Below are 26,562 nucleotides of genomic sequence, written 5' to 3' on the forward strand. Positions count from 1 at the left end.
TGGCGGCAGACTTACTTGGGGCTAGAGCCGAGGCAATTTGCGGTCAACGCGGTACGCGGAAAAGACAAGGACGCTCAGTCCCACGAGTACCGCACCGTAATAGTAGAGGACGCCGGGAAACCCAAGGTGCACCCCTAGTACCCCGCTGAGAAACAGCTGTGCGGCGATACCCACCAGGATGAAAATGGCGGCCAGGCGTCCGATCTTCGTGCCCTTGGACAGGCCGGTGCCGCGGGGAACGCCTGCCACGAAGTCAGACACACTGAACTGATCGCCGAGACTCAGACTCTTTTCATTGGCTTCTTTGAGGAGTCCGGGAATCATGTTCTCAGCGACTCCCCGCCGCCTCAATGCATACACAAGATCTTGTTGTGTGCTGGTTTCCATCGACTTACTCCATTCCCGCCTAATGCGGTTAGACAACATCCTTGGTTCGGTTTCTCCAGATGCCGATCACACAAGGAATAAGGATCCATATGACAGCTGAAGATGCGGCAGCTGTCGCGTCGCCGCCTTCAGTCAGAACGTTCGTGAACGTGGCTGATTGAAGAAATGGCGTAGCATCGCCAGCGACCAGACCAATCAGCGAGTCGAAAACAAAAGACTGAAACAGCACAAAGACAATCGCGAGTGGCGTGGACAGGAGCGCGGAAGCGACCGCAGCCCCGGACATGACGCCAACCAAGGTGGCGCAAACCAGTAGCCAGACGCTCCTGCTCAGGCTTCCGAACATGATGTCCGAACTCGTGAAAACGGAGAAGCCTGCCGACACAGCAAATGCCACCGCGCAAATCACCAGCATTGTGGCGAGACCAAAGATTGCCACAGCGATGTACTTTGCAAGAAGCAACACTCCACGCCTTGGCTGTAATACGAAGAACTTGACATTGTCGCGGTGCTGCCAGTCGGAGGTGATCGCAAGAATCGAAATAATTGGAGCACCTATGCCAGCGGGCAACGCCAACGCGGCAAGCATCATGGCCATGTCAATGGGCTCATTGCGACTGGCTGAGACGGCCACGAACGCGACGATCATCAGGATGCCGAGAAGCGTCATGCTAAAGAGAAGCCATCGTGAGCTGCGGGTATTGATGAGTTTTCGCATTTCGACGTAGACGGCAACGCCGATTGGGTTCGATACCGGACTGCTGAGGCCGCTCATTTCCCCTCCTCCGTCCTGGAGACAGCTGCAAACTCCGGGGAAGTCAGTTCACTGTAGTAACTTTCCAATGATTCCACCGGCTTTCTGTGCAGTAGGCTCACCTGGATGCCATTCCTCCAAAGGATTTCGCCGACGCGCCCCGGTGACGACATCACTGAAATTCCCTCATTGGCGGAATGAGGGGCATCGGCCAGTGCGATTCCCTCGGCAAGCAGGACGCGCCTGATTTCAGACCTGTGAGGGCCGTCGACTTCCGTGACTTCCGTTCCTCCCAGGTCTCCTATGGATGAGTTGGAGATCACGCGACCGCGGTCAATGATGACTACGCGATCGACGTAGGACTCAAGCTCATTCAGCAGGTGGCTTGAGATGAGAACTGCGCCGCCGTCTGTGGCAAAACGCCGAATGGATGCCTTGAGCCAGCTCATTCCCTCCACGTCCAACCCGTTGGCCGGTTCGTCCAGGACGAGGTACTTCGGATCTCCCAGGAGTGCGATAGCCAAGCTAAGGCGTTGGCGCATGCCGAGGGACAGGGACCGTACTTTTCGACGACCCGCACTGGCCAGGCCTACCGACTCCAGAACGGCATCCACTCTCTGCATGGGAAGCCCCATCATTGCGGCGGTCAAAGTGACTGTTTCGCGGGCCGACCTGCCGGGATGGTGCGCCGAAGGATCAAGCAGGAAGCCTATCTGTTCCCCTGGGTTCAGCAGTTCGTGGAAGGGCGAGCCAGCAATCGTAATGGAGCCGGCGTCCGGCCGGGTCAGGCCCGCGATCATTCGGAGCGTGGTGGATTTCCCGGACCCGTTTGGCCCGATGAACCCGGTAATCGTCCCTGGAGCGCAGCTGAAGCTCAACTCGTGGACGGCCTTTATGTTTCCGAAAGACTTCGAGATGTTATCCAGTCTCAGGGTCATAATTTCACGCTAGTCCGTTCTGAGACAATTCTCTTGGTTATTGTTCGTGAACACATTATAAACACCAGTAAAAATATTGCCAAGTCAATCGGAATATATATCCAGGCTTGGTGGTCATTGTGCAAGGGGGCGGCGATGGACGTCGCTGTGATATTGGAAAGCAGGTGATAAAGGAATGCTGGCCATATTGAACGGAAGTGGACTGCCAGTAAGACGGCCAGAACTGCGAAGAGAAGGCGATCCGCGTACATGACTGCAAGCGGAGATAGATGAAGCGACGCAAACGTGAGTGAAAACACTATGGCGATGCCGATTTGCGTAGTGCGGGAGGCTGCCATTCTGTAGATGAGAACCAAGGGGAGGCCGCGGAATATTACTTCTTCCATCAGGATCGCAGCCGGGCCAACGGCCGCCGTTAGGAAGTCACTGCCCCCCTGAATGCCTATCCAAACGATCCCGATAGTGGAGCAGCCAGCCAGTGCGGCGCACCGCTTGACATGCAGTGCGCCATTGGTGGTCCCCGACTGGCCTGGATTGAGCATGTTGATCTTGAAGCGTGCAGCAGGGAGTGCGATAGCAGCACAGCCGCAGATGATCAGCGAGAGCGTGGTGATGAGTCGCGGATCAACGCTAGCGGCGGCGAGCGCTTCATAGGAGAGGCCTAAAGCCAAAACAATAGCGACATTGAGCAGAACCGCCAAGGTGATTCCGTGAGCGAGAAGGCGCTTGATCTCTTTCCCCATTCTAAGATCTGGTTGCCTGGTGGCTGGGTGACGTTCAGGCACCCAGCCACCTGTCGTGCTCTTACCAGCCGAAGAAGTACCGGCGCAGTTCAAGGAAGAAGTCCCAGAGGGCTCCACCGATGAACCAGTTGATGGTGTTGCGAATCCATCCTGCCAGGCCGTTCCACCAGTTCAGGAAAGCACCCCAGCCCCACTTTACTGCGTTGACCATGGCGTTCCAGACCCATGGGGCTGCCCATCGGATCCAGTCCAGGACCGGCTTGATATTGATCCGTTTTTGCGCATCTGTGGCAGTGGTGCTCACTGTAGTTTCCGCCGTCGCCGAGAGTGTTGCTGGCAGAAGTCCCTGAGTGCTGGACGGTGCAGCGGATGCGGCCGAGATGCTAACTGGAGATGAGGCTGCTGTTGTTCCGGACATACTCCGGACGGCGCCGGGTGCCGATAGGAGTATTACGCCTGCGAGAGTCGCAGCCACCCCTCTTTTACTCCAATTGAGCACGATACCGCGCGTATCCCGTGAATTCATGAAGTCCCCCTTTCAATACACCCACTGTGAGTGCATTGCTAACTTAGAGGGTCGATTTGTAGTTAGTCAAATCAATTTAGTTTTAGTGGCCATAGGCAACATATCTTTGATATCCGGCGATTGAAACGCGATTCCCATAGCACAAATAATCGCAATCAGCTTGTCAATAACCAATGGTTACGGACTGCGTTGGCATTACCTCCGACAATCATTTGTTGTCAAATTCGAGTCTTGCATCTCAAATGCCGCCTTGGGTCGCTTCCTGTTTCATGAATTTCGGGGCGTGGCCACATATGGGCTGCAACCAGCGCTGGTGCATACCGTCACTCAGCTGGCACACGCCGTCGAACAGCCAGACCGAGCCGGATATACAGCCCGCCTGTTCAGAACTGTGCATATCGTTGCCCCGGCCTCACCACCAGCAAGAAACTCCTTGAGGAAACCACTCAACGAGGAGCCTCACTTGCACCCACATAACTTGGCCAAACGCTGGGCCGCTGCCGCAGCATCCGTGGCACTGACAGCGGGAACGCTGGTTGCCGCCACTGCGGCAGTCAGCCCCGCAGCAACCGCAGCAGAACTACCTCCCCCTCCCACCGGCGTCGTGTTTGCCAGCGACGTGCCGTGGGCCAGCATGAGCAACGGTTGGGGACCGGCTGAGCTGGACATGAGCAACGGCGGCCAGGCGCTCGGTGATGCCAACCGCAGGCCGCTGACCATCGGCGGGATCGTTTACCCGAAGGGCATCGGCACCCATGCGGCGTCGTCGATTACCTACAACCTTGGTGGGCAGTGCCGGCAATTCCTTTCACAGGTGGGGGTGGACGATACCCAGGGCGACCGCGGCCGTGTGGACTTCAAAGTCCTGGTGGATGGCGTGGAGCGATTCGCGGGGGAGCGGAAGGGAACGGACGGAGCTCTGCCCGTCAACGTGGATCTGAGGGGCGGCACCACACTGCAGCTCAAGGTGGAGCCCGGCCCGGAAGGGAACGGCAATGATCACGCCGACTGGGCCGATGCCAGGATCAACTGCTCCGATGCGTTCATCGCTGCACCACTCCGTCTCGAAGCCCAAGGTGAGACCAACCTTGGCGCGCTTGTCCCGGGAACTCCGGCGACCGTCGTCGTGCGTGATCTGCAGCCCTTGGGCGCCGTGGACTTGTCGCTCGGCGGCGAAAAGGTGACCAACGGCGTCGCGGACCAGAACGGCGTTGCCACGCTGACGTTCGTGGTTCCGGTGGGAACCGCGGGTGGGACCACGGAGCTGGCCGTCAGCGGACCGGACCCGTTCGGCACGCCGTCCACGGGCAAGACTTCAGCAACAATCGTCACGATCAGTAGCACCACGTTCTTCGTGGACTGTTCGGCAGCTGAACCGGGCGACGGCACCGAACAACGTCCGTTCAATTCGGTTGCCCAGGTCAACGCGCACGGAGCCTTCGCGGCCGGTGAGTCCATCTTGTTGCGCGCTGGAACCAGCTGCACGGGCGCACTGACGCCCGCCGGTACCGGCGTCGCGAACCACCCGATCACGATCTCAAGCTATGGCGACGGCGACAAACCAACCGTCAACGGCGCCGGCGCCGTGGCGGCTGTGCAGATCACCAACGCGAGCCACTGGACAGTCAGCGGGTTGCACGTGATCAACCCGTCGGCCGAGCTGGGCCGCCGCGTGGGCATCCTTTTTAACACCACCACAGCGTCCGCGCAGGCCGGCGTGGTGATCACCGATAACCATGTGGAGGACGTCGCGGGCTGGTCCAACAAGACCGGGCCCCGCAACGCCGAGTTCCCCTTGTCCGCGGGAATCATGGTCCAGGTGCAGGGCGGATCGGGTGCCTACAACGGCATCACCATCACCGGCAACGAGGTCAACGACGCCGGTGCCGGCGGCATTAAACTTGCTGGCGACACGTCGCAGTACCACCGCAACGTGTACATCGGGCACAACGCGATTCATGAAGTTGGCGGTGACGCGATTGTGGTGCACAACTCGGACGCGCCGCTGGTGGAGCACAACAGCGGGTTGAACCTTGGGATGGGCAAGTACCCGTTCATCGCGGGCAACTTCGCCGGAATGTGGCCGTACAACTCGCGCAACACCCTGTTCCAGCACAACGTGGTGGGCAACAGCGTCACGTCCACGTACGACTCCACCGCCTGGGATTGCGACATCAACGTGGTGGGCACCTGCATCTTCCAATACAACTATTCGTACGGGAACGCCGGCGGCTTCTACCTCAACTGCATCTCCAACTGCGCGGGCGGCGCCACGTCAGCCAACGTCGTCCTCCGCTACAACATCGCCCAGGATGACTGCCGGATCGGCGGGAGCAGCAGCGGCACGGGTAAGCACTACATCTACAACAACACCTTCTACTGCCCGTCCCGCATCTTCCTGGACGACATGACCGGACCACGCGAGGTCCGCAACAACCTCTTCGTGGCGCCCGGCGGAAGCCTCAAGACGGCGTCGGCCGCGTACGCGAACAACGCCTACTTTGGCGGCATCCTCCCGCCGGCCGGCGAGGCCGGTTCCGTACTCGCGGATCCGAAGTTGGTTGCCGGCGGCAGTGGCCAGAGGGCGCTGGACGTCCCCGGCTACCGTCTCGCGACAGGTTCACCGCTGCTCGGTGCAGGCGCACTCATTGACGACGACGGCGGCAAGGACTTCTTCGGCAACCCCACCACCGGGGGGACGCCGAACATCGGCGCCTACCAGGGGGCCGGGGTTGCGCCTGCCGCGTTGCCCTTTGGGGCTTTGGTGAACCAGACGTCTGTGGCGAGTGAGGCGAATCCCCGGAATGGTGCCATCACCGCGGATCGGCGGACGTTCTCTGAGAACGCACTGATGGCCGCGGGATTGGTCAGCGGGCAGGCGTACTCGGCGTTCGGTGTGAAGTCTGTTTGGCATTCTTCGGCCGTCGGGACTCCGGACACTCTGAAGGCCGCCGGTCAGGAAGTGGCTCTTTCGGGTCGAGGCCGGACACTGCTGGTGACAGGGTTCTCCACGGGCAACGTGTCCTCCGGTTTGGCAACCGTTCATTTCACCAATGGGCAGAGCAGGCAGGTCACGCTCAACTTGCCCAACTGGCTCTCCGGTGTGGCTACCGATTCCAGCGTTGTGGTGGCGTCGTCCGCTTATCACCAACGGCACACACAGCCCTACATCGGCGGCCCGTCCACCGTTGTCCGGGTGGATGAGGCGGCAAAGGTGTTCGCCACCAAGATCGACATTCCGCCGGCATTCGAAGTAGCGAGCGTGACCCTGCCGCAGGGCAGTGCCCTGGTCAACGAAGGGCTGAACATCATGGATATCGCCATCGGGAATCTGCCGGTGGGCCTGGGGTGACCTGGTTGCTCGGCTGAGGCAGGACAGCTGTGGGACTCGCGGGAGCGGGCCCCACAGCTGTTCAGTGCCGGTCAGACGATCTTTCGGAACCGCGGGCCCATTCCTGCGTCCGCCATCAGACCAAGGCGGTCATGACGTTCCAGCCTTCGCCGATCTTCTTCCTTGGTTCGAGGTTGCGGCTGCCGACACCGGGGTAGAGCCAGAGATCTCCGTTGGTGTCGCGGGCGATGATTTGTGAGAACCCGTGTGAAAAGGCGTCGAATCTTCCGGTGGCGATGATTGCCGTCATGACGTTCCAGCCCTCGCCCACCTGCATCCGGGGCAGCCACCCGCCCTTGCCGTTGCCGGGGTAGAGCCAGAGGCGTCCGCTGGTGTCGCGCGCCAGGAGGTCCCGTTTGCCGTCTTCGTTGAAATCACCCCGACCGATGAGGGCCGTCATCACGTTCCAGCCTTGGCCGATTTGGACGCGGGGGTGCCAGCCGCCTTGGTGGTCGCCAGGGTACAACCAGAGCCGCCCTTCGACGTCGCGGGCGATGACGTCGGCACTGTAGTCGCCGTTGAAGTCGCCAGGGACCATGATGGCGGTCATGGCGTTCCAGCCGACTCCCACGTGGATTCGCGGCTTGAATTGCCCGCCGGCGGCGGGGTAGAGCCAGAGGTCACCGTTTGTATCGCGGGCAAGGACGTCGTCCCAGAACTCGCTCTGGAATTTGCCCGCACCGATGATGGCGGTCATGGTATTCCAGCCCTCACCCATCTTGAACCGGGGCTTCTTCCAGCCGCCACGACCGTCTCCCGGATACACCCAAAGGTCCCCTGCCGCGTCACGAGCCATAACGTCGTCGAAGTAGCCGGTGTTAATGTCGATGTAATCCCAGTTGTTCTTTGGGACGCTGAGGGCACGGGTGGCTGTCTGGTCTGCGAGGGCAGGAATCGCCATTGTGCCGACGAGTAATGCCGTGGCCAGCGCCATTCCTGTTACAAGAAAGCGTCCCTGTTTTCTCGGCATTTTCCGGCATGGATTCGTGGTCGATTTCGAACGGATCATTACTGTTACCCCCATTAGCAACGTAGTCATCACACGATGCACGGGAGCTTAGCTTGAATGCGGCGCTTTGTCAGGAGCGGGCCGATTCAACCTGTCCGTGGGCGAAATCACCGAGGTAATCTGAGCTGTTCTTGCGACTGTTCGCGTCGTCCTAGACGCCGAAGAGTTTCTTGCCGATCTTTGCGAAGACGCCTGGCTCAAGCGAAGGATCGATCACCGTCGGCTCGACGCCGAAGTCAGTTCCTCGGCCAGTGACCGGTCGGCGACGGTTTTTCCAGTCCACCGACTTGAATTCCGGGTTGTAGATCGGAGGGGTTACTCCCTCGGCCCGGAAGATATCCCACATCCAGGACGGAATGTTGTCCTTTGTCCTTGGATATTTCAGTAATTGTTTGGCCCACACAGCTGCGTCCGCCGGCTCGGCGCCGGGGTACCAACGGCCGTTGTTCATTTTTCGGAGGTGTTCCTCTTCGAACACGTCCAGTCGTCCTGGCCCGTCAGGGAAGACACGGACCTCGACCGTAGTCCACGTTCCAATGCCCGGGGCGTACGCCAAGAATCGGCATTCGTCCAGCCAATCATGAAGGGCCTCGCGAGAAAACTCGTCGTTGCCTCCCTTTAGACCTCTGGTGGTCTTGCGGCCTCCTTCAACCAGGTATCCATAGCCCATCGTTCTGGAACCGCGGTGGACTAGAACGTGGATAACCTCATCCATTCCGAGAGCAAAACCAGACGCGCTAAAGGCTTCAGAAGTAAGCCGCTTCAGACCGGCAACAACAAAAGGGTCTGAGTTTAGCCTTAAGGAGTCCACCTTTTTAGCCTACTTGCGGTTCGGGAAGGTTGGTGAAGCTCGCGACATTGGGCCGCTCACCGTGGCTGGCCTGCCGTGAATTTTGAGAGACGTCGACGACGGCGGGCTCGGGGCCCGGTGTTTGGCAAGCCGTCAGCATTGGTTGAGACGCGGTCCCATCACCGGGCTGATGGGGTCCATCCTGGTGACGGTTTGCGTCGTTCTAGCCGCCGAAGAGTTTCTTGCCTATCTTTGCGAAGACGCCTGGCTCAAGCGAAGGGTCGATAACTGTTGGTTCCACCGTGAAGTCGGTTCCCCGCTCCGTCACCGGTCGGCGGCGGTTCTTCCAGTCCACAGACTTGAACTCGGGATTGTAAACAGGAGGGGTTACTCCCTCGGCCCGGAAGATGTCCCACATCCAGGACGGGATGTTGTCAGGTGTGCGGGGATACGCGAGGAGCTGTTGGGCCCATGTTCCGGCTCCTGACGGGTGAGCGCCGGGGTACCAGTTGCCGTTCGGCATCCGATCCAGATGTTCCTCATCGAAGAGGTTCAGCTGACCAGTGCTCTCCGCGAAAACGTGTACTTCAGCTGTGGTCCATGTTCCCCGACCCGGAACAAATGCGAGCATCCTGCAATCGTCGAGCCACTTGCTCAGTGCCTCTCTTGAGTACTTAGCATCACGTTCACGCTGCACCACCTTAGTGCCCGACTTCATATGGCCCCGTCTATACGTGGACGATGGCCGCTTAATGACAATGTCAACTACCTCGTCCATCCCCAAAGCAAAGCCAGTTGAACCGAAGGCTTCTTCGTGGAGCCTCTCAAGTCCCTGGGCTACTAACGCCTCAGAGCCGAGATCGTAGTTACTCAATACCTCAGCCTTCCTTTGTTAGGTTGTTGAATTCGAAATCTTGCCACTCTTCGTGGCCAAACCTGTACTCGAGTTGGACGGTGCTGGGCAGACCCTTTCGGTCTCCAGTGACAAGCTCCATCTCCCATTGGAGGTCAACGGGCCTACTTGCGGTCAAGTCTTCTTTTACTCTGGCGATGACTTCCATCTCAGTGTCGTGGAAGTTGTTCGTTTCGTCGAGGTCGTTTGGTGCCCCGGCCTTGCGGTTTTGCCATTCGTGCTGGGGGAACAGCCCGCCGCGCTCACCGATGAATCCGAGGGCTGAGGGGGCTGCGTGGCCGCCGTCGTAGCCGGGGCCGCCGAGCCGGCCGGCTTTGAGTTGCTGCCAGCCGTTTCGGTTCATGTCGCCGACCAGGGTGGAGGTGATGTGGCCTTTGGCGGAGGCGAGGTGGGCGTTGGCATCCATGACGAGTGTGAAGGTGTTTTGCAGGCCGCCGTCGACCTGAGCCACCACGTTGTAGGTGACGTTGGGCACTGGTTTGTTCAGCTCGACTGACCACGCGCCCCTGACCCCGGCATATGTATTGACGATGGTTACTTTGCCGGTTTCGTCGGTGTAGAACCCCTCCAGGGTGTTGGCTGTGTGGCCGCCGGAGCTGTCTTTCATTTTGGTGCGGTGGTCGATGATGTATTCGGTGTTTGGTTGCAGCCCGGTTTTGGCGGCGAAGTTGTCCCTCCGGCTGACCGGGAACAGCAGATCGCCGTGTTTGAGGGTGACCGTGTTCTCCACCACGTCCGGGCGGACGAAGTGGTCAGGTTTGACCACGGGTTCGGCGGGATGCGCGGGCAGGTCCGTGGTGGCAGCCTTGGGCGGCACATAGGCAGGAGGGTTAGTCTCACGGATGGTCGCGGCTCGGTTGTCGAGCCAGTCGGGCACCCCGGTGTGGATGCCGGAGTGCGTCATGACGCCGCTGGGGTCCGGGATGATGGCTCTGGGCAGGCTGGCTTCCGCGGTCCGGACACTTTCTGCGAGGTTCCCGAGTCCGTCTGCCGCTGTTCGTTTGGCACCGGCGAGGGCCTCAGCTGCACCTATTTTGGCGTTGCTGACAGCAGTCCACGTGCCGACGCGGGCCTGGGTCATGGTGTCCAGGACCTTTGACGTGGTGTTCGGCATCAGGATGTCGGAAACCTTCAGCACCAGAGAGCCCGGTTTATCGAGAAAGATCCCGGTTTTCAGCAGACCGGTCGCGGTGTTGCCGAGACCAGCTGAGAGGGACCCGAGGCGGCTGCTGTTCATCGTGGCGATGCTCAGCCGCTCAACCGCCAGCCCGGCCTTGGTGGTGACTGTCGCTGCCTTGACACCTGCGCCGGCCCCGGCAGTGACGAAAATGCTTGCAACGTTGAACGTTGTCGCACCGGCAGCCCAGCCTGCATTCGTGTCGGCGTCTTCTTGGTGGATGAAGGCTGGCCCCATCGATCCAAACAGGTCCAGGGCCTTCTGGACTTCGGGGGCTTCACGCTGCTTGCGCTCTTCGTCCCACAAGGACAATGGAGTCGCGAGCAGCGTCCCGGCGGCTGCCATGGTCGCGTTGAATCCGCCCCAGGCCTGGTCGCGCTTCTCTGGGTTCAAGGTCAGAGTGAGTGCCCAGACCCCGTTCACTGTCTCAATCAATCCACCGCCGAAGCCTTGAAGGAGCCCCATAGTCCCGTTCGGGCGGTAGGGAACAGTTTGCTTGCCCCAAGGTTGTTCCTCCTGTGGGTGCTCCACACCGAAAAATGTTCCGGCGCTCCAGAGGAGTTCATCCATCCAGTTTCCGGACTTCAAGTCCGGGCCCGCGGGCTGTGAGACGGAGTATGATTCCCCGCCGGACACCGCGGCGAGGGCCCCGGCACAGGTGTTTTGCGCTGCGAGGTAGTCGTTGTGGATGGCCTGTGCTTCTGCGGCGAGAGCGTCGTGCCGTGCCGTGAGGTCGCCTTCACCGGTCCAATGTTGCTGCACCGTGGTGGTGATTCGTTCGTCCTTGACCATGGTGGTCTTCTCCACCGAGGTGGGGAACGCGTTGATGTCCGCATCCAGAGCCCGGACCTGACGGCCGTAGGCCTCCAAGCGGTGTTTCAGCTCACGGCACGTCGACGAAAAGGCCGCCAACGCCGTCGACGTCGCGGCTCCATCGGCTTGGACGCGCTGCGCCGCCGGCGTGACTCTGTCGAAGGCCGCGAGCACAATGGGGGATTCGTCCGAGGAGTACGACGTCGACAAACCGCGCCAGATCGCCGTCGAAGTGCACACGCCGGTGAGGAAATCATCGGCGTGCTGTCGGAGGGAGTGCGCGGCGCTGTCGAGGGAATCGACGTCGGGCAGGCTGAACCCGCCGGTCGGGTTCAGGCCCGAAGGACCAACTTCTGAATTCGACACAGCGCTAATCCTTCAAGAATCGGGCCGGCCCGCCATGTACGTGCGTACCAGGATCAAGGTCAACCAGGCTGGCACTGCGTTGCGCGGCCGTGGCCATGGTCAGGTCACCTTGCTGGTAGAAGTTCAGGGCCTGTGCGGTGGAGGTGATGACGTTCTCCGAACGGCTCGCCACCTCGTTGGCCGCGGGCGTGAGTCCGAGAACCACCACGTCGTTCAGCGCTGCAAGGACCACCGCGGCGTCGCCGGGGATGGCGGCAGCGGCCTGTTCGAGAGCCTTTCCCATGCCCTCAAGGGAGGGCTGGACGCTTTCCACCTGGGACGCGGTGGCCCGGATGGTGGAGGCCGCCCCGGCCGTGTCGATGTTCCATGCAGCCATAGCTTCGGATTACCCGGGAGGTGCGGGTTAGCCGATGCTCTGCACGGCGTTGCGGGCAGAGGTGGCCGCGGTGGTGGCGGTGTCGTCGTTCGCGCCGAGGGTGGTGCGGACCAGAGCGATGATGGCTTTGACCTCGTCCGCGGCTGAACCCCAGCGGGCTTCCACGGCCTGGTATTCGGCGTCCACGCCGTCGGCCCGGAAGTCGGCCATGGCCTGGTTCACGTCGGACTGGCGGGCCGCGATCAGGGATTCGAGCTGCGCTGCGAGACCCTGGATGTCGGACTGGACCTGGGCGGAGACGTTGGTGTCGTATGCGATTCGGTTCGTTGTCATGCTCTTATGCCCTGCCTTGGAATCGTGCGGCGTCGAAGTTCGCGGAACCTTCGGACCGGCGTGCGTTATCGGACGCGGCGAGGTCGCCCTGGGTGAAGGCAGTGTTCATACCGGACTGGCCGTGCACGATCGCGGCCAGGGCCGTGTTCAGCTCCGAAGCGACCAGGTCAGAGCGGCTCTTGAAGGAATCGAACGCCGCCTTGCCGGCACCGCTGAACCGTCCCTCCAACGGGGTCACCGCGTCCACGAAACGGCGGACCAGCGCGCCGAGGTCTTGATGGGACGCGTCGGTCTGCTTGTTCAGGTTGCCGAGCGTCTCGGCACCCATATCAAAGATGGCCATTGGTTCCCCCAATAGAAGTCGTCGGTGGTGGCATGCCGAAGCACCTTAACAAGGATGGTGAACGCTGCCGGTTATGTCCAGTCGATGCAGTAAATACCCGCCGACGAATCGTGTGACTTGACGTGTCGCGTTTCTGCCGTTTAGGACGCTGGGAAATCAGGTTTCTTGATCTGTCGACTCCGCCGGAGAATGCGGATGTCAGTGCCGCGCTGCTGATCTTGCGGCACCGTGCGAATGCACTGACCGATCTGGTCAGGCCGGAGCGGGAGACGCCGATCAGTGCCTGTCACTGTCAGTTGGTAGGCGACCCGCTTGCAACTTCTGCTTTAGCCAGCTTGGCATCTGGTTCTCATCTCGAGGGAACTTCTCTTGGTCCCTGACGTATACGGCAGAATCTACGGGAAAATCCCACTGAGGTTCATCGTCGTAGTTGTATTCCGCGGTGGCACTAACTGGATGCCGTCCCAACGAACTTGACCCCAAACCACGTGCCCAAGCCCTCTTTATAGACATGAAGATCGTGGGAACCTGCCTCTTCCAGTACAACTACTCGTACGGGAACGCGGGCGGCTTCTACCTGAACTGCGTCTCGAACTGCGGCGGCGGCGCCACCGCGGCGAACATGGTGCTGCGGTACAACATCGCCCAGGATGACTGCCGGTTGGGCGGCAGCAGCAGCGGTACGGGCAAGCACTACATCTACAACAACACGTTCTACTGCCCGTCGCGCGTCTTCCTGGACGACATGACCGGCCCGCGCGAGCTCCGCAACAACCTCTTCGTGGCACCGGGCGGCGGTTTGAAAGTCGCGTCGGCTGTGTATGCGAACAACGCGTACTTCGGCGGTATTTTGCCTCCGGCCGGTGAGACTGGTTCCGTGCTGGGGGATCCTCAGTTGGTTGCTGGCGGGGAGTGGGCAGACTACGCTTACTGTTCCGGGGTATCGCCTGCTCTCAGGGTCGCCGCTGCTTGGTGCCGGTGTGCAGATTAGCGACGACGGCGGCAGGGACTTCTTCGGTAACGCCACCTCTGGTGCCTCTTCTGCTGGGGCACCGAACATCGGCGCTTATCAGGGGCCTGGGGTTGCCTCTGCCGCGCTGCCTTTTGGTTCGCTTGTGAACCAGACGTCGGTGGCGAATGCCGCCAATCCGCGGAATGGGGCTGTGACGGCGGATCGGCGCACGTTCTCGGAAGAGGCTCTGGCGGCGGCTGGGTTGGTCTCGGGCGAGCGGTATTCGGCATTCGGGGTGTCGTCCGTTTGGCATCCTACGGCGGTGGGGACGCCGGATACTTTGAAGGCTGCGGGGCAGGAAGTTGCTGTTTCGGGCAAGGGGCGGACGTTGCTGGTGACGGGGTTCTCCACTGGCAGCGTGTCCTCGGGCGTCGCGACGGTGCACTTCACCAACGGGCAGAAGCGCGATGTGGTTCTGGCCTTGCCGAACTGGCTCGCGGGAGTCCCCTCGGATACCAGCGTTGTGGTTGCTTCATCGGCCTATCACCAGCGACACACGCAGGCTTACATCGGTGGGCCGTCGACGGTGGTACGGGTGGATGAGCCGGCCCGAGTGTTTGCCACGAAGATCGACATTCCGCCGGCGTTTGAAGTCTCGAGCGTCACGCTGCCGCAGGGGAGGGCCCTAGTGGATGAAGGGCTGAACATTATGGATATCGCGGTTACCGGTGGGGTCGGGGTGATTTAGCTCGCTAGGTGAGGTAGGGCTCGTCTGGGATCCGCTGGGAAAACGGGTCCTACGCCTGTTCACACCCTTACCTCTTCTCAACATAGGTCGGGGTGCTGGGGCGGGCCGCATTTCGTAAAAGGGCGAGAGTGGGGTTCCGCGGAATCTGCTCTTAAATGGAAAATGGCTTCTATTTCAGAAGATTCGAAATAGAAAGCCTGGAAGCTGAGTGAGGTAAGTCGGTCTTAGAGCTGAGGGTGGGGCGATACCCCCAGCTTCCGATCAGTTAGTGATCGGTTCTGTTGATGGACGTCACGTGCCGCAAGGAACGTTCGTCAGCTCGTCGTATGCCGCTGCAGAGTAGCGAGTACCACCCAAATAGACTTCGCCGTATGTCTCAGTGCGGTAAGAAGTGTTGTTACCGTTCGCGCACCAGTACGCATAGTCATTCGTGAACGAGCTTGCTGGGCCAGAGTACGTCACGTTCGAAGCAACTTGGTTGTTGTAGCTGAACCACGCATAGAAACCTAGCCATGAGTCCATGTCCGCGGTGCTGAACGTGAAAGGACACGACGTTAGGTTACTGGAGATAATCCTTCCGCCATCTTGGTAAACCCAGACGGACAAACCGCACCCTGACGGGTAGAGCATGGGTGCGATGGCCGCATCTGAATTCTTGTTCTCCTTGTCCTTCTTCTCTCTCGCGTCTGCTACCACGAAGGGCGAAGTCGTCGCTGAAAGGACTTTCACACCGGACTTTCGGATCTTGGCGTCGTGCGCTGCTACGTTCGGGTCACTGAGATCCAAGGGGCCACCTTTTACTGGTTTCTGTGAATGCGACTTGCCGATTGGAGATGCACTCGACGCGTGCTCTCCTGGCGCGGCATTCGCGGACGGTGCGGTCATAACCGCACCGAACAGCAAGGCAGCCATTACGGCCGTCATCAGTCTTAGCGTTTTCAAGACGATCCCTCTCATTGCCTATGAGGGATCGTTAGCAGCCGACTTTGACTGCTTTATCCACCCCCAATGGGGGCATCCTTATCGAGGATCCATAAGTGAGACAAGACCTTGACTTAATCCTTTATGTTCATCAGTGAGCGAACATGTTTGCCATAGTCTGCTGTTGTTATGGCGGGCGCGGCTGCGCAACTGCCGATGGAGAGCCACATGAAAAGACGATCAAGATGGTGCAACGCCGCCCCGCTAACGAGAGGCGTTTGAAGGAGCCATCCCTCGAAATTGTCTGAGTCAAGCCTGAATCCACAGGGGCGGGCGCTCTCTTGCCGGAGTTGCCTGAGTAGGTCCGCGTTGCTTTCAACGCTCAAATGACTTTGAGCGAGGTCGGCAAGCTCGTACGAGAGTAGTTCGATTATCCGACCGGTCCCAAGCACTACCTCCCGGCTTGGCAGTAGCGTCAGGAGGCGCTCTGGCCCCGGGTGCAGCAGCGAATTGTTACGCGCCGATTCGTAATTTGTTACAACCAGGGAGCCGTTGGGCGTGTCCCTTGGGCCTGACACAGACGAAGGCTGTCCCGAGTGCGTTGACACCCTAACGGCGAATTTGCCGAATGCGCTTGCGGATGCGAGGGCGCGCGTGCGGCGTGCACTGGCGTCCTGGTTTTCAATTTCAGGTACGAAAATTGATCCACCCATGGATATATTCTGCTCGTTGAAGGCGGCAAATCACGGGACGTTTAGAGAGTGGCGGCGTTTTCGCATCGAATGGCGTACGGCGAATCGAGGTCTATCTGCGCGCGGGTGCAGAGCAAAGGTGGCAATAATGTCCGTGAGTAGAGATGCGCACGCGCATTTCCGGTCGTGAGCGACCGTCGCCGCTCCGGTGTTGGCGCGCTGGCTACGACTGACGTCGTGGTGGCTGTCGAGACGATGGCGGTGGTCACGTGGGGTGTCACCGAAACCGTCCAAGGTGATGACCCGTTCGCCGATGAACTGGCCCGTTAGGGGACGATAATGGGGAGCCACAATGACGCCGAGCCATCGATGAACTACGTGTCTCAGGAGTCGACGGTGCACTTCACGAATGGCCAGAAGCGTGACGTGGTTCTGTCGTTGCCGAACTGGCTCTCGGGAGTTCCTTCGGATACCAGCGTGGTTGTTGCTTCATCGGCCTATCACCAGAGGCACACGCAAGCCTACATCGGCGGTCCGTCGACCGTTGTGCGGGTGGATGAGCCGGCTCGGGTGTTTGCCACGAAGATCGACATCCCGCCGGCGTTCGAAGTGTCTAGCGTGACGCTGCCGCAGGGGAGTGCCCTGGTGGATGAGGGGCTGAACATCATAGATATCGCGGTGGGTAATCTGCCGGTGGGGTTGGGGTGATTTCTGTCATCTGTTTGGCGTAGTGCAAGGTGTGGGACCCGCTTAGCAGTGGGTCCCACACCTTGTCTTCATTGCTGGGATGGGCGTATGCGGACTCATTGTGGCGCCGGCGCCGACTTTCAAAATGCCGACGTCGCATTCGCTTTACCGACGAAAGTACTTGCGGCAAGTTAGCGACGAACACGTAGCTTGACGACCCCCGCCAGTCAATTGTCCGGTTGCCGGATCCTAAACGACGACCCAGCCGACGCTGCTACAGCGGCCACTAGTCCAATCTGATGGCCGTCATGCAGGACGCTATTGCGCCGTAGTCCACGACCCGGCCCTCATGAGAGAGCTCGTAGCGGTGCGGAGCAACGCTCGTTAGTCGTTTGCGATAATTCCATCCTGAGGACGGTCGAAGGTCGACTGCCATTGCAGATCTTCCCAGACCCTTGGGGCGATTGGTCACCGATTCAACAGCAACGAGGTTGGTTTCGCTAGCACATTCATAGGGCGCCTCACTCCTCCTCTGCAACTAACCTGTAATAAGGAGTACCGGCGATGAACTCACCAGGATGATTCAAAGATGAATAGAGTGCCTGATGTTTTTTCAGTTGCGGTATTTTGACCGCTTCCGTATCACTCAGACTCGTTAATCCCAGATGGTGTAGTTCACTGGTCCTAACGCTAGGCACCTTATGAATGAACCACGTTAGGAGTGGTTCACCAAAATTAACATCTCCCTGACGAAAATGGGATAGGTACTGCGAACAGAGAATAACTCCAAAGCCATATTCGCGCCCCTGCAGTAACAGCTGCTGCAGAACCGGGAAGCGGTACTCCATGATGTTGACAGCCTCATCAACCAGGAGGAACGAGTTGAGATTCCGCAGCTGTGGCTCATCGCCAGTGTAAGGCCATTTGGTGGATCCGAGCATATGGTCGTAGTACATATTTAGAAACAATGTAACTATCGAATTTTTCATATTCTGGTCCGTGCCGAAACTGTCAATTGCCACAACCAGAACTGTATCATTCAGTAATTCGGCGAATGTTCTAAACTCTGCAGGATCGTCCGTAAAAACCTCATTATAATGGAAACTCTGAAGAATAGCACTCAGTGCATCAGGGGCGGCCACTGCCTCAAGGTATGAAAAGTAGACGTCGCTCAATGTTGGCGAGGAGCCGTGATTAGAATCAAATAACTCAACGACTACATCATTTAGACGCTGCATTTGCTTTGGGCCGATTCCGCTATAGATTCTTTGGAGAACCGAACCGAATCGGCTCGCCGTTTGATAGGCCTTTTGACGTGAGTACTGCCCTGAGATGGAGAACAAGTTTAGAGGAATTTTATGTGGATGGAGAACGCGCCCGTGAACTGATTGAAGAAATGCGGGATCCTGAAAGTCTCTTTTGTAGTCAAATATTAATACAGAGAGAGGTGGCGCCTGCACACGGGGCGTTGTACGTCGTAGTTGGTAAACGAGCGCCTTTAGGAGCTGAGTTTTCCCTGTTCCGAGATCCCCGACGACACCAACGTTCATCTGATTTAGCGCCGTGTTGCTAGGCCAAAAATCTGCCTCGGCATCGCCAACTGAGTGTAGGAGATGGCCAACAGAGATCCGGACACCTTCTTTATGAACCTTCGCATGATCCTGGTTGGCAGAACCAGTCGTCAGAATTTCTTCGCCTACAACTCGGACTGTAGCGCGACCTTCAGTGGGCCCGAATCCTTTCTGGCCGCCTTCGCCATGCGTGCGCTCCATGGGATCAGTAGTACCTGCTGATTCCGAGCCGTCGTCAGATGCGTTGTGTTCGGACTCGGTGAGGATATCGTCCTCACTTGTAGCCCAGTCAACTAACGACCTCCATTGCTGGATTATGTCACTGCCGAGGTCATCAATAGATGCGAAAGCAGCCGAAGTATTGACCACATGTGCACCGAATTCGAATTGATCAGATCCATTGTCGCTCAAAAGATCAAAGTACGCCGCGGATTCTTGTCCTCCAGACGTATAGGCTCCATGTGAAAAGTAAGCTACCAGCGGTTTACCCATTCGCAAGCTGAGGTTTGAGTCGATAATCCTTTGAAAGCGTCTGGCAATCTGGTCAAGGTCCCGGAGGGATCTCGGTGTCAGCTTCATTCCAACTTCGACCAGAGAAGCCAGCGCGTTCGACCATATGGCGGCATCGGCAGAGTCTCGGTCAGAGCAGTCCTCTGTGTGGCGCTTGACGAGGAGACGGAGCAAAGCCACTGTTGATAGTAACTGGGTAGTCGGTTCGTTGAATGCGCCGGCTGCTGGCCCCGGAAGGACGTGGTCTGGCTCATGAGAACCCAAACCGTACGACTTGATCTCAATTGGCGTTAAGACGATGTTACCCTCGGAAACGCGAATGGAAAGTAAATCTGCTCGCTTGTCACGGGTACGAGGCTTCTTTGTTCCCGTCATTGCCCTCAAAAATACGTCGCAGGCATCAAGTGGAATCACAAAATCGTCACAGTCCGTGCGTGCTAGTCCTTCCATGAGCTTGAGGGAAAGGTAAAAGCCCACTGCTCCTGATGAATGATTCTCGCTCATCGTCAGGAGAGATGACAGGCCAATCCCGCGGGCCCCGAGCACTCCAAGGAGCGTATCAATTTCAGAATCGGAAACGAGTTGTCCCTTGACCGTCTGTAGCATTCGTGACAACTTGCTACGGAAAGACGGCGGAACCCGCGCCACCGATATGAACGGCCTGCGGTCAAGAGCAGGTATGGAGTCGTCCATTCCGAGGAAGGGCGGCCTCCATTCCCACAGCATTTGTGACCCAGATCCATGCTCTTGAATCATGGAGGACATAGCACCTGGGTTGATCATCGCTTCGCCTGAAACCGTCCAGTCTGCGCGAGGATCCACAAGAATCGAATTATGGATCATCGTTGTGACCTTGGGTCTTGTCTGGTCGCCCTCGAGAGCCTGAAGGCAAAGATTGAATGCGGTCGGGGCCACACCGTCATGAAGGGCAGGCAGGCTAGTTGAGCGTTTCGAGAGTCCGGTTGCTTCTTGCAGTTCGAAGCGGCGTAAGGGCACGTTCCCGACCAGCCCACGATGGGGTCCGTCTTGTGGAGCCGCAGGTCCAGCAAAGAGGGCTACTCCAGAATCCTGGAGTAGACGGACGTTGCATCGCTGAGTTTTCCCGGGCACGTGCTCATACCGCGTCCAGCTAAAGGGGGTGTTTGAAACGGTGGCCAGGAGCCTGCTCGCTGCTAACCGAGGAATGTCGCCCCGGCGGTTCAGAGAATCTAGAACGCGAACGCCTCCGGGGAGGTCAGCACTGGAATTCGATGCCCAAAGGGCCACGGCATCTACGACGGCTTCGTCAATTTCTGAAAGTCTTTGCGAATGGACCGTAGATGCCAGGTCAATTGAGAGGGTAGAGACTTGTGGATGAAGCCGGTGAAAATCCCTCAGCGCTGCCGAAGCTGATGTTGCATTCAACCCCGATGCTGTGTTTCCTGGGAGGGGGTCGTGTCCGAACCTGTAAGGGGCCTGCAAGGGCTTGGGAATCTGAAGCTCGGCTGACACGAGCAGCGCCCAGCCCATGAAAAGCTGCGCTGGGCCTGCGTCGCAAGGAACGCCTAGTGCGAATCCTTGAAGCGTTCCACAGGGACCGATATAGGGGAATTTCCACCCTTCGATTGTTCCGGCGAGAGCCTCGGGTTTCGTCGACTCCACGATCGTATGCTCAACTGAGGCGAGCCAAGCCAGCCTTAGTGGATGGAGCGGGCTGATGTAAATTGCCTGACATTGCGCCGCTGTGGCAGTCGACCATCCAGACATGCTAAACGGATAAGCAGCCCAGAGCATGCCGAATGGATTTCCAAGTTGTTCGGCTTTCTTGATGAGTGCCGTGTGTGCGAGGAGGTAGCCATCCAGAGCCTCCCGTTTCTCGGACCACAAATGGCGCCATGAGATCCGCGACGGCCAGTTGCGTGAACCTTCATAACCAGTCGGTTGAACAAGTTCCTCAATGCCAAGGTCCAAGAACGCTTGCCGAAATTGTTCAGCTTCCGCTGAATAAAGCAGTTCTTCGCTAACAACGCCGCCGAACACATCGTTCCAAGAAGGTCCAAGTCGTGGAGGCATTAGGACGTTGTGTTCCTCGGACCACTCTGCCTCAGTAATAGAACTTGATGACTGGTCGGTCGGGAGAATTACGTGACCCAATCCGAGCAGCCAATGTTGGTCAAAAATTCTTTCCGCAACAATCGATTCATATTTTCCCGGAAGAGAGTCTTTCATCTCTGTTGGGGCCTCATCACTACTGATTCTATTGTTGTTGATAGCCGCGATTAGTGGCGAAAAATCGGTTGAAGAGTTTTGCACCGCGCGCAACACAAAGTGGCAGGTCGCTATATCAAATTCATCCTGATCAGAAATTTTAAGAGAGAATTCGAAAATATGTGGTCGGCCATGAAGTGAGTTCATGCCTGCCGACTCAAAATCGAGCTGTGGGCCATCCTCGGAACCCCATGCAAGAAAGCGGTAAGCCTGGCCGACTTCGTCCGTGGTCCAAGACACGTCCAAGTCTTCGGGGTTTCCATTACTGACGATGCGTTCTGTTCCGACGTACTCAATCTTGCCGATGGTAGTCCCAGCATCATCCATCCGTTGCACCCAACATCCCGGAACGCTCGTTATGGCGAAAAGGAGCTGGCGTGTCTTCGATTGGTCCACCATGGGCGCCAAAGGATCCATTGAAGCAACGTTGACTCTTAATGTAGCGGGCCGCGCAGGCACTTTGAGAGGGAACCGTCCTACGGGTAGCGAGAACTTGCCGACTGCCCATAGTTCGTCATTTTCCAGCGTCAGGACTCCGGACCAACGAAGAGACTTGAGAGATGTGACGATTTCAGCTTGCGAGTTATCAACCAATTCTTGGCTTGGTTTTGAGAAGGTCGGAATGCGAATATGAAGAACGTCGGATTCCAAACCTAATGCAGGTTCCTCAGGTGAGGTGAAATAAACTTCAACTAGGTCCGGCCCTGATTCTGCCTGCTCACTTATCGACATTCCGTGCGGGTTTGTTGGGTCGCGAAAGACACGGAGATTGCTTCTTAGGGACTCCTCTGTCCACGGATCCACAAATTGCCGGTAAGTCAAACTCGCAAATGCTTGAGTGGTCCCGGGTTTGTCCCGTCCATGCTTAGCCAGAGCGAGTACGATGTTGTCTTCAATTGCGAGGGTCTGGTCAAACCCGCCCCATTCAACAGCGGCCAAAGGATGAGAGTCGTAAGCTGTATCGGGGTGGTGGGCCAACTGCTGAACAGTAGTCCTGATCGTTTCCTCGTCCGACCACGCAGCTTCGGCGGCATCCTTGAACTTGGTCGCATTAAATGGTGTACCCTTGCCAGCCGAATCCAGGCCCCGCTGTGGTAGCCCAAAGGCTGCCGGGATGTAGTCACTGAGCAGCCGTTCAAGATCGAGTGCCGGATTGTCCTCCCTCGCCAAGACAAGCGAATTACTTAGGTTCACGAGGGCGGTCGAGGCATGCTCGAACCAGCAGGCATTCCATGGTTTAGACCCCTGACGGATCTTCTCTAGGGCTGACCGTGAGTCCTCAAATGTGGAGGCTAATACCTCTACGGCAGAGTTTGGTGCTTCCCTTTGAATTCTTGCGGCATCGAAAACGACCCTTAAAGACTGTCGGGCTAACGAGCGGAGTCCCTGACGAGTTGCTCCACTTGGAAAAGACTTGTCTATGACGGCGGGAAATGAACTCGTGATCGAAGCAAGTTCAGGATGGCGGCCGTGCACGACGAGTAAGCGAAGACCATGCCGGTATTGCACGCCACCGGCGGCTGTGATTGTTGGTATTTCATCCATTGGAGAATCTCGGTTATCTGCAACCAGCAATGAGAAGGGCAGGCCGTCAATATCATTCGGGGGAAGGGTATTGTTTGCTGACTCTACGATTGCCGCTGCCGTGTTTCGCGAGACACCATCGGGTACGTAAGCCGAACGGAGACCCACTCCCTCTGCTAGCCAACGACCAAGTGCGGCCCCAAACAGTTCGTTCAATTTCCACTCCTTAGAATGCACTTTGGACAATGACCCCCTGATCAGCATCGGCGCTACCTCGAGCGAGACCGGCCTTCTCGAGGAGCCTCACGAAGTCGGCAAGCCCTGGTCGAATGCCAAGGTCGTCGAGGCCAGATAAAACCCGACCAACGTCCGTCTCCCCACCTGGTTTCGGACACGAAAGACTGGCTATGACCGCGACCCATTCAGTCCTAGGTTCAACGGTGAGATATCTGTGATTTTGCGCCAAAAGCCCGTAATGATCGGCGAATTCCCCAAAGGATTCTCTTACTTTGAGGGCATATTTGATGGCCTCCCAAGTGTTGTTACCTGAGGAAATCTTGCGCTTGCTGCCTAGCGCTCGAACAAGTGCCTTTCTAAGCACGTCATCGCGTCGCATGGCCTTCAATGCATCGTCAGCGCTAAGTGGGCCTCGGTCTTGCTCCAACCAGGTCGCGATCTCTCGCATTATTTGCGCGGCTCGGTGAACCCTCCACATCAGTACCGGTGCAAGATCCCGGACGGAAATAGATTCGCTGGCAGCATGCCAGGGGAGTGGGGAAGGCATCTGTGACCGGACATTGATCCATGTGGGATCCTGCTGCCCGATGATGACCCGTGCCATGGATTCGTACCACGCCGCTTCCCACAAGTACGCTCCCCCGAAGGCAAGCCGAAGCACAGTGGTAGCCCAGTCAGTCCAGACACGAGCTGGAAGCCGGGACACCCAGTCTGGCCTTGTAAGTCTGGTCCACATTGAGTCAAACCAGGAAAAGGGAGAATTCGGGAAAAGCCCCGACCAGTCATTGAACTCATTTGTATCGGTCGAAGCACCTTTGCGAACCCTGCTGCCGGGAAGGATCACGTCGCTAACCGCCGCATCGATGATCCGAAGCAAGGGGTCAAACGATGAACGATGTTCGACGGCGCGAGCCCACGAAGCGGAAGCCGTAGCAGATGAGTTAGCCGCTGCTCCCATTGAGCGAATTAGCTCGATTGTTTTCCCGAGATTGGGTGGGCGGAGCACCGCATGAACGCCGGCAACATTTTGAAGCATTGCCAGTGACGGTGTCATGGGCGAGGCCGCCTGCCCCATACCCTTTGCCGCAGAAACGCCGGAAATTGCATGCACGATCGACTCGCCAATGGTGTGGTCTTCCTCGGCGCTCTGAAACCCGCGACGTTTCAGAGCGGCACCGAATGCGGCTATAGCATCGTCCGTGACAGGTGCAGTTGTTTGCAGTGGTGACTTCGCTTTCGATGTATTGGATGTTGCGCGAAAAATCACCTTGCCCTTGATTTCTCCGGTTGTACCTAGGGTGAGTTGGGTACTCGTTCCGTTCGAGGAGCCGCCTAGAAGCCGATATTCCCGCCAGGCCAGGGATGTGATGAACCCCTCTGGGACTCGGATGTACTGTGGGCGCGGCAGCGGCAGGATCAATCTGGAAGCGGCGATGTTCATGTTTCCCTATCCTCGAGGGCAAACGGGATTTCCTGATTGCTGTGAATGATCTTGTACTTAAGTGTGCGTCCATCGTTCAGCACGAGCTGGGCTGCTCTTAGGCGTTCGAGCCGCGGCACTGCCGTGTCCGAAACTTCAGTGAGTCCCGACTGGCGCCCTGTACATGCCAAGGCTTCTCGGATCAAGTTGAAATCCAATTCTATTGACGCGATGTGATGCACACCGTCCACGAGCTCCAGAGCGAGCGCATCGCCCCTTTTCACCGTTCCCAAGTCAATTCTGCCAAGGGCTACAGCGACGCGCGGGTGGGGTGATTCTCCGATAATAGGATCCGTTCGACTGTCGAACAATGGAATGAAAGTTTGTGAGTGGGGATCGTCGGGTGTTCGTCTTGGTCTCAGTAGGGTTTGGAGGCTGTTCTCCAAATCTATGTGTTCCTTCTGGGGCAGGACTGGAGAGAGGTGCCACGCCTGCGTCCAGGCCTCAACCTCTCGGACGAATCCCGGGATTCCACTAGCTGTGGCGTACAACCTCGTAAGGTATCGACCGTACCAGCCGACCATGGTTCTGCGGGTTTGATCCGATAACTGGTCATCTTGTACGGCGGAGAGATAGGCCGAATCGAGCGATCGATCAAAATCGGTAAGGACATCAAGGAAAGGATCGTCGAGGCTGAGTTGTTGTTTTATGCTTTCCAAAGGGGAGCCCAATGTCCCCGAGGCAGACAATGCGGAAGTAACTGGCGTGGACCATCCGGTTATAGGTAAAAGATGGGAGTCACCGGGAATGGAGTCCAGTAGGGGGTCAACGTTGCGAGTCATTCGAATTACCGGGTTCTGAAGACGACCCATGCGATCATCAGCCCCTGAATCGAAAATGGCCTGACTAAAACGATACTTGGCCAGCTTCTGGATGGCGAAAAATCTATCTTCGGCACTCGCTGCTGCCACTACCAGATCCGTTTTCACTGCCGTCTTGAGAGTGTCAACGGGAACTAACTCAGGGAGATCACCGACGATGCAGCGAACAATTGCTCCCCACACTTCACGGTAAGTGAATCTTTGGCTTGAGGATATCTCGGCCGCACGAAGTATCGATAGTAATCCTTGCTGAATTTTAGGGTTTCTCAGAGAGCGCAGGTTGGCAAGAAATGGGTTAAAAGCATCCGGCAGAAGCGCCTTGCCCGCATCTGGTCCAAGTGATTTGACGACAGCGTCGAGAAGGTAGCCTGCAGGGATTTCGGTTGGTGCGATTCTATTGCGTTGCGAGAAAGGTGAGACAGCGTACCGTCCAGATTGCGGGATCTGGTCGTCACCAAAGGTGGGAGATTCTGGTCGTTGCTCTAGCAGTGAACAGTAGTCGAGGAAGACAGCAACGATGACTGCACGCACTTCTCCGTTTTGGCTTAGCTTGGCAGAACGAAGGTAGGAGTCTGCACTGTCGCCAGCATCGGCGGTCAGCTTCCACTGCAAACCCTCCGTGGGTGGCTGTTTGGACTGGAGCCACTCACATACGAGCTTTCCAGCATGGTTATCAGAAGTTGGCGTTCCCACTTCCAACAGCTCCTCGACGAGAACACCCCTGTTCACACACGCTACTAAATGCTCAGCAACAAAAGCTGCTTGAGCAATCTCGTGAACGAGGGGAGCAGAGCTAAATTCGACGCTGTCAATAGTTGCATCGTTAATCAAAGTCAGTTTTCGGCCGGCGGCATTGAAGCTATAACTTCGGTGAGCAAGTCCATCGTCGACGGGCGCTATTTCTTCAAAATTCCGTACGAGATCCGATGTCGTATCGGATTTGCCAGCCCCCGGTCCTCCTACCAGAAATAGGAAAGCAGGACCTTCGGCTCTGTCAACTGCATCCTCAAACCAGCAAACGGCTTCTGCTACCCCGGCAGGTCTCGGAGACCTAGGCCATTCAGCAGATGAACGACTACCGGGTCTCGCAGCGACGTCACCGCCACCAGTTGCCTTTTCCCATAGGTCCGTCAGCCCGAGCGTAGGCAGGGCGGATTCGTCGAACGACACGTCTCCTATTTCCATGACCTTCCCCCTAGTCATCCCGCGATTTGGACAGTGGTCCGCAGGAGCGCCGATCCGATTATCGTCGAGCAACTATTACCACGTTCCGTGCGCGTGTCCAGCGTGCTTGGTGCGTGTCAAAGCCATCG

At 57.8% G+C, this 26,562-nt stretch carries 21 protein-coding genes; 5 read left to right on the forward strand and 16 right to left on the reverse strand.

The genetic code is table 11. The annotated features are described in order from the left end of the window. Positions 1-21 precede the first annotated feature (21 nt). From ACIQC5_RS05260 to ACIQC5_RS05280, 5 genes are all read right to left on the reverse strand, one after another. Positions 22-387 carry a hypothetical protein gene (locus ACIQC5_RS05260; protein WP_400279054.1) on the reverse strand — a complete coding sequence of 122 codons (366 nt, stop codon included), beginning with the start codon at positions 385-387 and terminating at the stop codon, positions 22-24. Positions 388-415: 28 nt separating this feature from the next. Next, positions 416-1,162, reverse strand: coding sequence for a hypothetical protein (locus ACIQC5_RS05265; protein ID WP_400279056.1), 747 nt, complete (start codon positions 1,160-1,162; stop codon positions 416-418). Beyond that, positions 1,159-2,079: an ABC transporter ATP-binding protein gene (locus tag ACIQC5_RS05270; protein ID WP_400279059.1), complete on the reverse strand. Its 921-nt coding sequence runs from the start codon at positions 2,077-2,079 to the stop codon at positions 1,159-1,161. Before ACIQC5_RS05270 ends, ACIQC5_RS05265 begins: the two co-directional genes overlap by 4 nt. Further along, positions 2,076-2,822: a type II CAAX prenyl endopeptidase Rce1 family protein gene (locus tag ACIQC5_RS05275; RefSeq protein ID WP_400279062.1), complete on the reverse strand. Its 747-nt coding sequence runs from the start codon at positions 2,820-2,822 to the stop codon at positions 2,076-2,078. Before ACIQC5_RS05275 ends, ACIQC5_RS05270 begins: the two co-directional genes overlap by 4 nt. A 61-nt stretch (positions 2,823-2,883) precedes the next feature. Further along, a complete protein-coding gene (locus tag ACIQC5_RS05280) occupies positions 2,884-3,126 on the reverse strand; it encodes a hypothetical protein (protein ID WP_400279065.1) in 243 nt (80 codons plus the stop codon). 685 nt (positions 3,127-3,811) lie between these two features. On the opposite strand from ACIQC5_RS05280, the gene ACIQC5_RS05285 reads away from it, so the two are divergent. Next, positions 3,812-6,700: an NPCBM/NEW2 domain-containing protein gene (locus tag ACIQC5_RS05285; RefSeq protein ID WP_400279067.1), complete on the forward strand. Its 2,889-nt coding sequence runs from the start codon at positions 3,812-3,814 to the stop codon at positions 6,698-6,700. Positions 6,701-6,815: 115 nt separating this feature from the next. Here ACIQC5_RS05285 and ACIQC5_RS05290 read toward each other — a convergent pair whose 3' ends face one another. The 7 genes from ACIQC5_RS05290 to ACIQC5_RS05320 all read right to left on the reverse strand — a co-directional run bounded on the left by ACIQC5_RS05290 (position 6,816) and on the right by ACIQC5_RS05320 (position 12,859). After that, positions 6,816-7,640 (reverse strand): FG-GAP repeat domain-containing protein, encoded by an 825-nt coding sequence (locus ACIQC5_RS05290; RefSeq protein WP_400279070.1) that lies wholly within the window; start codon positions 7,638-7,640, stop codon positions 6,816-6,818. Between the two features lie 259 nt (positions 7,641-7,899). Beyond that, positions 7,900-8,463, reverse strand: coding sequence for a hypothetical protein (locus ACIQC5_RS05295; RefSeq protein ID WP_400279073.1), 564 nt, complete (start codon positions 8,461-8,463; stop codon positions 7,900-7,902). A gap of 298 nt (positions 8,464-8,761) precedes the next feature. Continuing rightward, a complete protein-coding gene (locus ACIQC5_RS05300; protein ID WP_400279076.1) occupies positions 8,762-9,412 on the reverse strand; it encodes a hypothetical protein in 651 nt (216 codons plus the stop codon). Between the two features lie 4 nt (positions 9,413-9,416). Continuing rightward, the gene (locus ACIQC5_RS05305) at positions 9,417-11,807 is read right to left on the reverse strand and encodes a hypothetical protein (protein WP_400279079.1); all 2,391 of its coding nucleotides are present in this window, start codon (positions 11,805-11,807) and stop codon (positions 9,417-9,419) included. A 4-nt stretch (positions 11,808-11,811) separates the two neighbouring features. After that, positions 11,812-12,183, reverse strand: a complete 372-nt coding sequence (locus tag ACIQC5_RS05310) for a DUF6507 family protein (RefSeq protein ID WP_400279082.1) — start codon at positions 12,181-12,183, stop codon at positions 11,812-11,814. 27 nt (positions 12,184-12,210) lie between these two features. Continuing rightward, complete coding sequence (locus ACIQC5_RS05315; protein WP_400279085.1) at positions 12,211-12,516, reverse strand: pore-forming ESAT-6 family protein; 306 nt, start codon at positions 12,514-12,516, stop codon at positions 12,211-12,213. 4 nt (positions 12,517-12,520) lie between these two features. Beyond that, positions 12,521-12,859, reverse strand: coding sequence for a hypothetical protein (locus ACIQC5_RS05320; protein WP_400279087.1), 339 nt, complete (start codon positions 12,857-12,859; stop codon positions 12,521-12,523). 442 nt (positions 12,860-13,301) lie between these two features. Here ACIQC5_RS05320 and ACIQC5_RS05325 point away from each other — a divergent pair, with 442 nt between their 5' ends. Together ACIQC5_RS05325 and ACIQC5_RS05330 are read left to right on the forward strand one after the other, a co-directional pair. Further along, a complete protein-coding gene (locus ACIQC5_RS05325) occupies positions 13,302-13,850 on the forward strand; it encodes a hypothetical protein (protein ID WP_400279090.1) in 549 nt (182 codons plus the stop codon). Then, positions 13,840-14,559, forward strand: a complete 720-nt coding sequence (locus tag ACIQC5_RS05330) for a hypothetical protein (RefSeq protein WP_400279092.1) — start codon at positions 13,840-13,842, stop codon at positions 14,557-14,559. Before ACIQC5_RS05325 ends, ACIQC5_RS05330 begins: the two co-directional genes overlap by 11 nt. Before the next feature lie 291 nt (positions 14,560-14,850). On the opposite strand, the gene ACIQC5_RS05335 is transcribed toward ACIQC5_RS05330, so the two are convergent. Continuing rightward, complete coding sequence (locus tag ACIQC5_RS05335; protein WP_400279094.1) at positions 14,851-15,483, reverse strand: hypothetical protein; 633 nt, start codon at positions 15,481-15,483, stop codon at positions 14,851-14,853. Positions 15,484-16,358: 875 nt separating this feature from the next. Between ACIQC5_RS05335 and ACIQC5_RS05340 the strand changes: the two genes are divergently transcribed. Both ACIQC5_RS05340 and ACIQC5_RS05345 read left to right on the forward strand, forming a co-directional pair. Then, entirely contained in the window at positions 16,359-16,502 is a 144-nt protein-coding gene (locus ACIQC5_RS05340) for a hypothetical protein (RefSeq protein ID WP_400279096.1), read from the forward strand. A 9-nt stretch (positions 16,503-16,511) separates the two neighbouring features. After that, positions 16,512-16,880: a hypothetical protein gene (locus ACIQC5_RS05345; protein WP_400279099.1), complete on the forward strand. Its 369-nt coding sequence runs from the start codon at positions 16,512-16,514 to the stop codon at positions 16,878-16,880. 500 nt (positions 16,881-17,380) lie between these two features. Here the strand turns inward: ACIQC5_RS05345 and ACIQC5_RS05350 are convergent, their stop codons facing one another. From ACIQC5_RS05350 to ACIQC5_RS05360, 3 genes are read right to left on the reverse strand one after another with little or no spacing between them, the layout of a single operon-like run. Continuing rightward, the gene (locus ACIQC5_RS05350; protein ID WP_400279102.1) at positions 17,381-22,927 is read right to left on the reverse strand and encodes a hypothetical protein; all 5,547 of its coding nucleotides are present in this window, start codon (positions 22,925-22,927) and stop codon (positions 17,381-17,383) included. A 10-nt stretch (positions 22,928-22,937) separates the two neighbouring features. After that, positions 22,938-24,389, reverse strand: a complete 1,452-nt coding sequence (locus ACIQC5_RS05355) for a hypothetical protein (RefSeq protein ID WP_400279104.1) — start codon at positions 24,387-24,389, stop codon at positions 22,938-22,940. Beyond that, complete coding sequence (locus ACIQC5_RS05360) at positions 24,386-26,419, reverse strand: hypothetical protein (protein ID WP_400279106.1); 2,034 nt, start codon at positions 26,417-26,419, stop codon at positions 24,386-24,388. The genes ACIQC5_RS05355 and ACIQC5_RS05360 overlap by 4 nt, the downstream gene beginning before the upstream one ends. Between the last annotated feature and the right edge of the window lie 143 nt (positions 26,420-26,562).

Source organism: Paenarthrobacter sp. NPDC092416, from assembly GCF_044755025.1.
Taxonomy (GTDB): domain Bacteria; phylum Actinomycetota; class Actinomycetes; order Actinomycetales; family Micrococcaceae; genus Arthrobacter.

Bases quoted from the DNA above. Each gene is read 5' to 3' on its own strand.
- ACIQC5_RS05295 (WP_400279073.1), bottom strand. From the start codon at position 8,463: ATGGATGAGGTTATCCACGTTCTAGTCCACCGCGGTTCCAGAACGATG.
- ACIQC5_RS05290 (WP_400279070.1), bottom strand. From the start codon at position 7,640: ATGGCGATTCCTGCCCTCGCAGACCAGACAGCCACCCGTGCCCTCAGC.
- ACIQC5_RS05275 (WP_400279062.1), bottom strand. From the start codon at position 2,822: ATGGGGAAAGAGATCAAGCGCCTTCTCGCTCACGGAATCACCTTGGCG.
- ACIQC5_RS05320 (WP_400279087.1), bottom strand. From the start codon at position 12,859: ATGGCCATCTTTGATATGGGTGCCGAGACGCTCGGCAACCTGAACAAG.
- ACIQC5_RS05345 (WP_400279099.1), top strand. From the start codon at position 16,512: ATGGGGAGCCACAATGACGCCGAGCCATCGATGAACTACGTGTCTCAG.
- ACIQC5_RS05265 (WP_400279056.1), bottom strand. From the start codon at position 1,162: ATGAGCGGCCTCAGCAGTCCGGTATCGAACCCAATCGGCGTTGCCGTC.
- ACIQC5_RS05335 (WP_400279094.1), bottom strand. From the start codon at position 15,483: ATGACGGCCGTAATGGCTGCCTTGCTGTTCGGTGCGGTTATGACCGCA.
- ACIQC5_RS05315 (WP_400279085.1), bottom strand. From the start codon at position 12,516: ATGACAACGAACCGAATCGCATACGACACCAACGTCTCCGCCCAGGTC.
- ACIQC5_RS05260 (WP_400279054.1), bottom strand. From the start codon at position 387: ATGGAAACCAGCACACAACAAGATCTTGTGTATGCATTGAGGCGGCGG.
- ACIQC5_RS05310 (WP_400279082.1), bottom strand. From the start codon at position 12,183: ATGGCTGCATGGAACATCGACACGGCCGGGGCGGCCTCCACCATCCGG.
- ACIQC5_RS05270 (WP_400279059.1), bottom strand. From the start codon at position 2,079: ATGACCCTGAGACTGGATAACATCTCGAAGTCTTTCGGAAACATAAAG.
- ACIQC5_RS05355 (WP_400279104.1), bottom strand. From the start codon at position 24,389: ATGAACATCGCCGCTTCCAGATTGATCCTGCCGCTGCCGCGCCCACAG.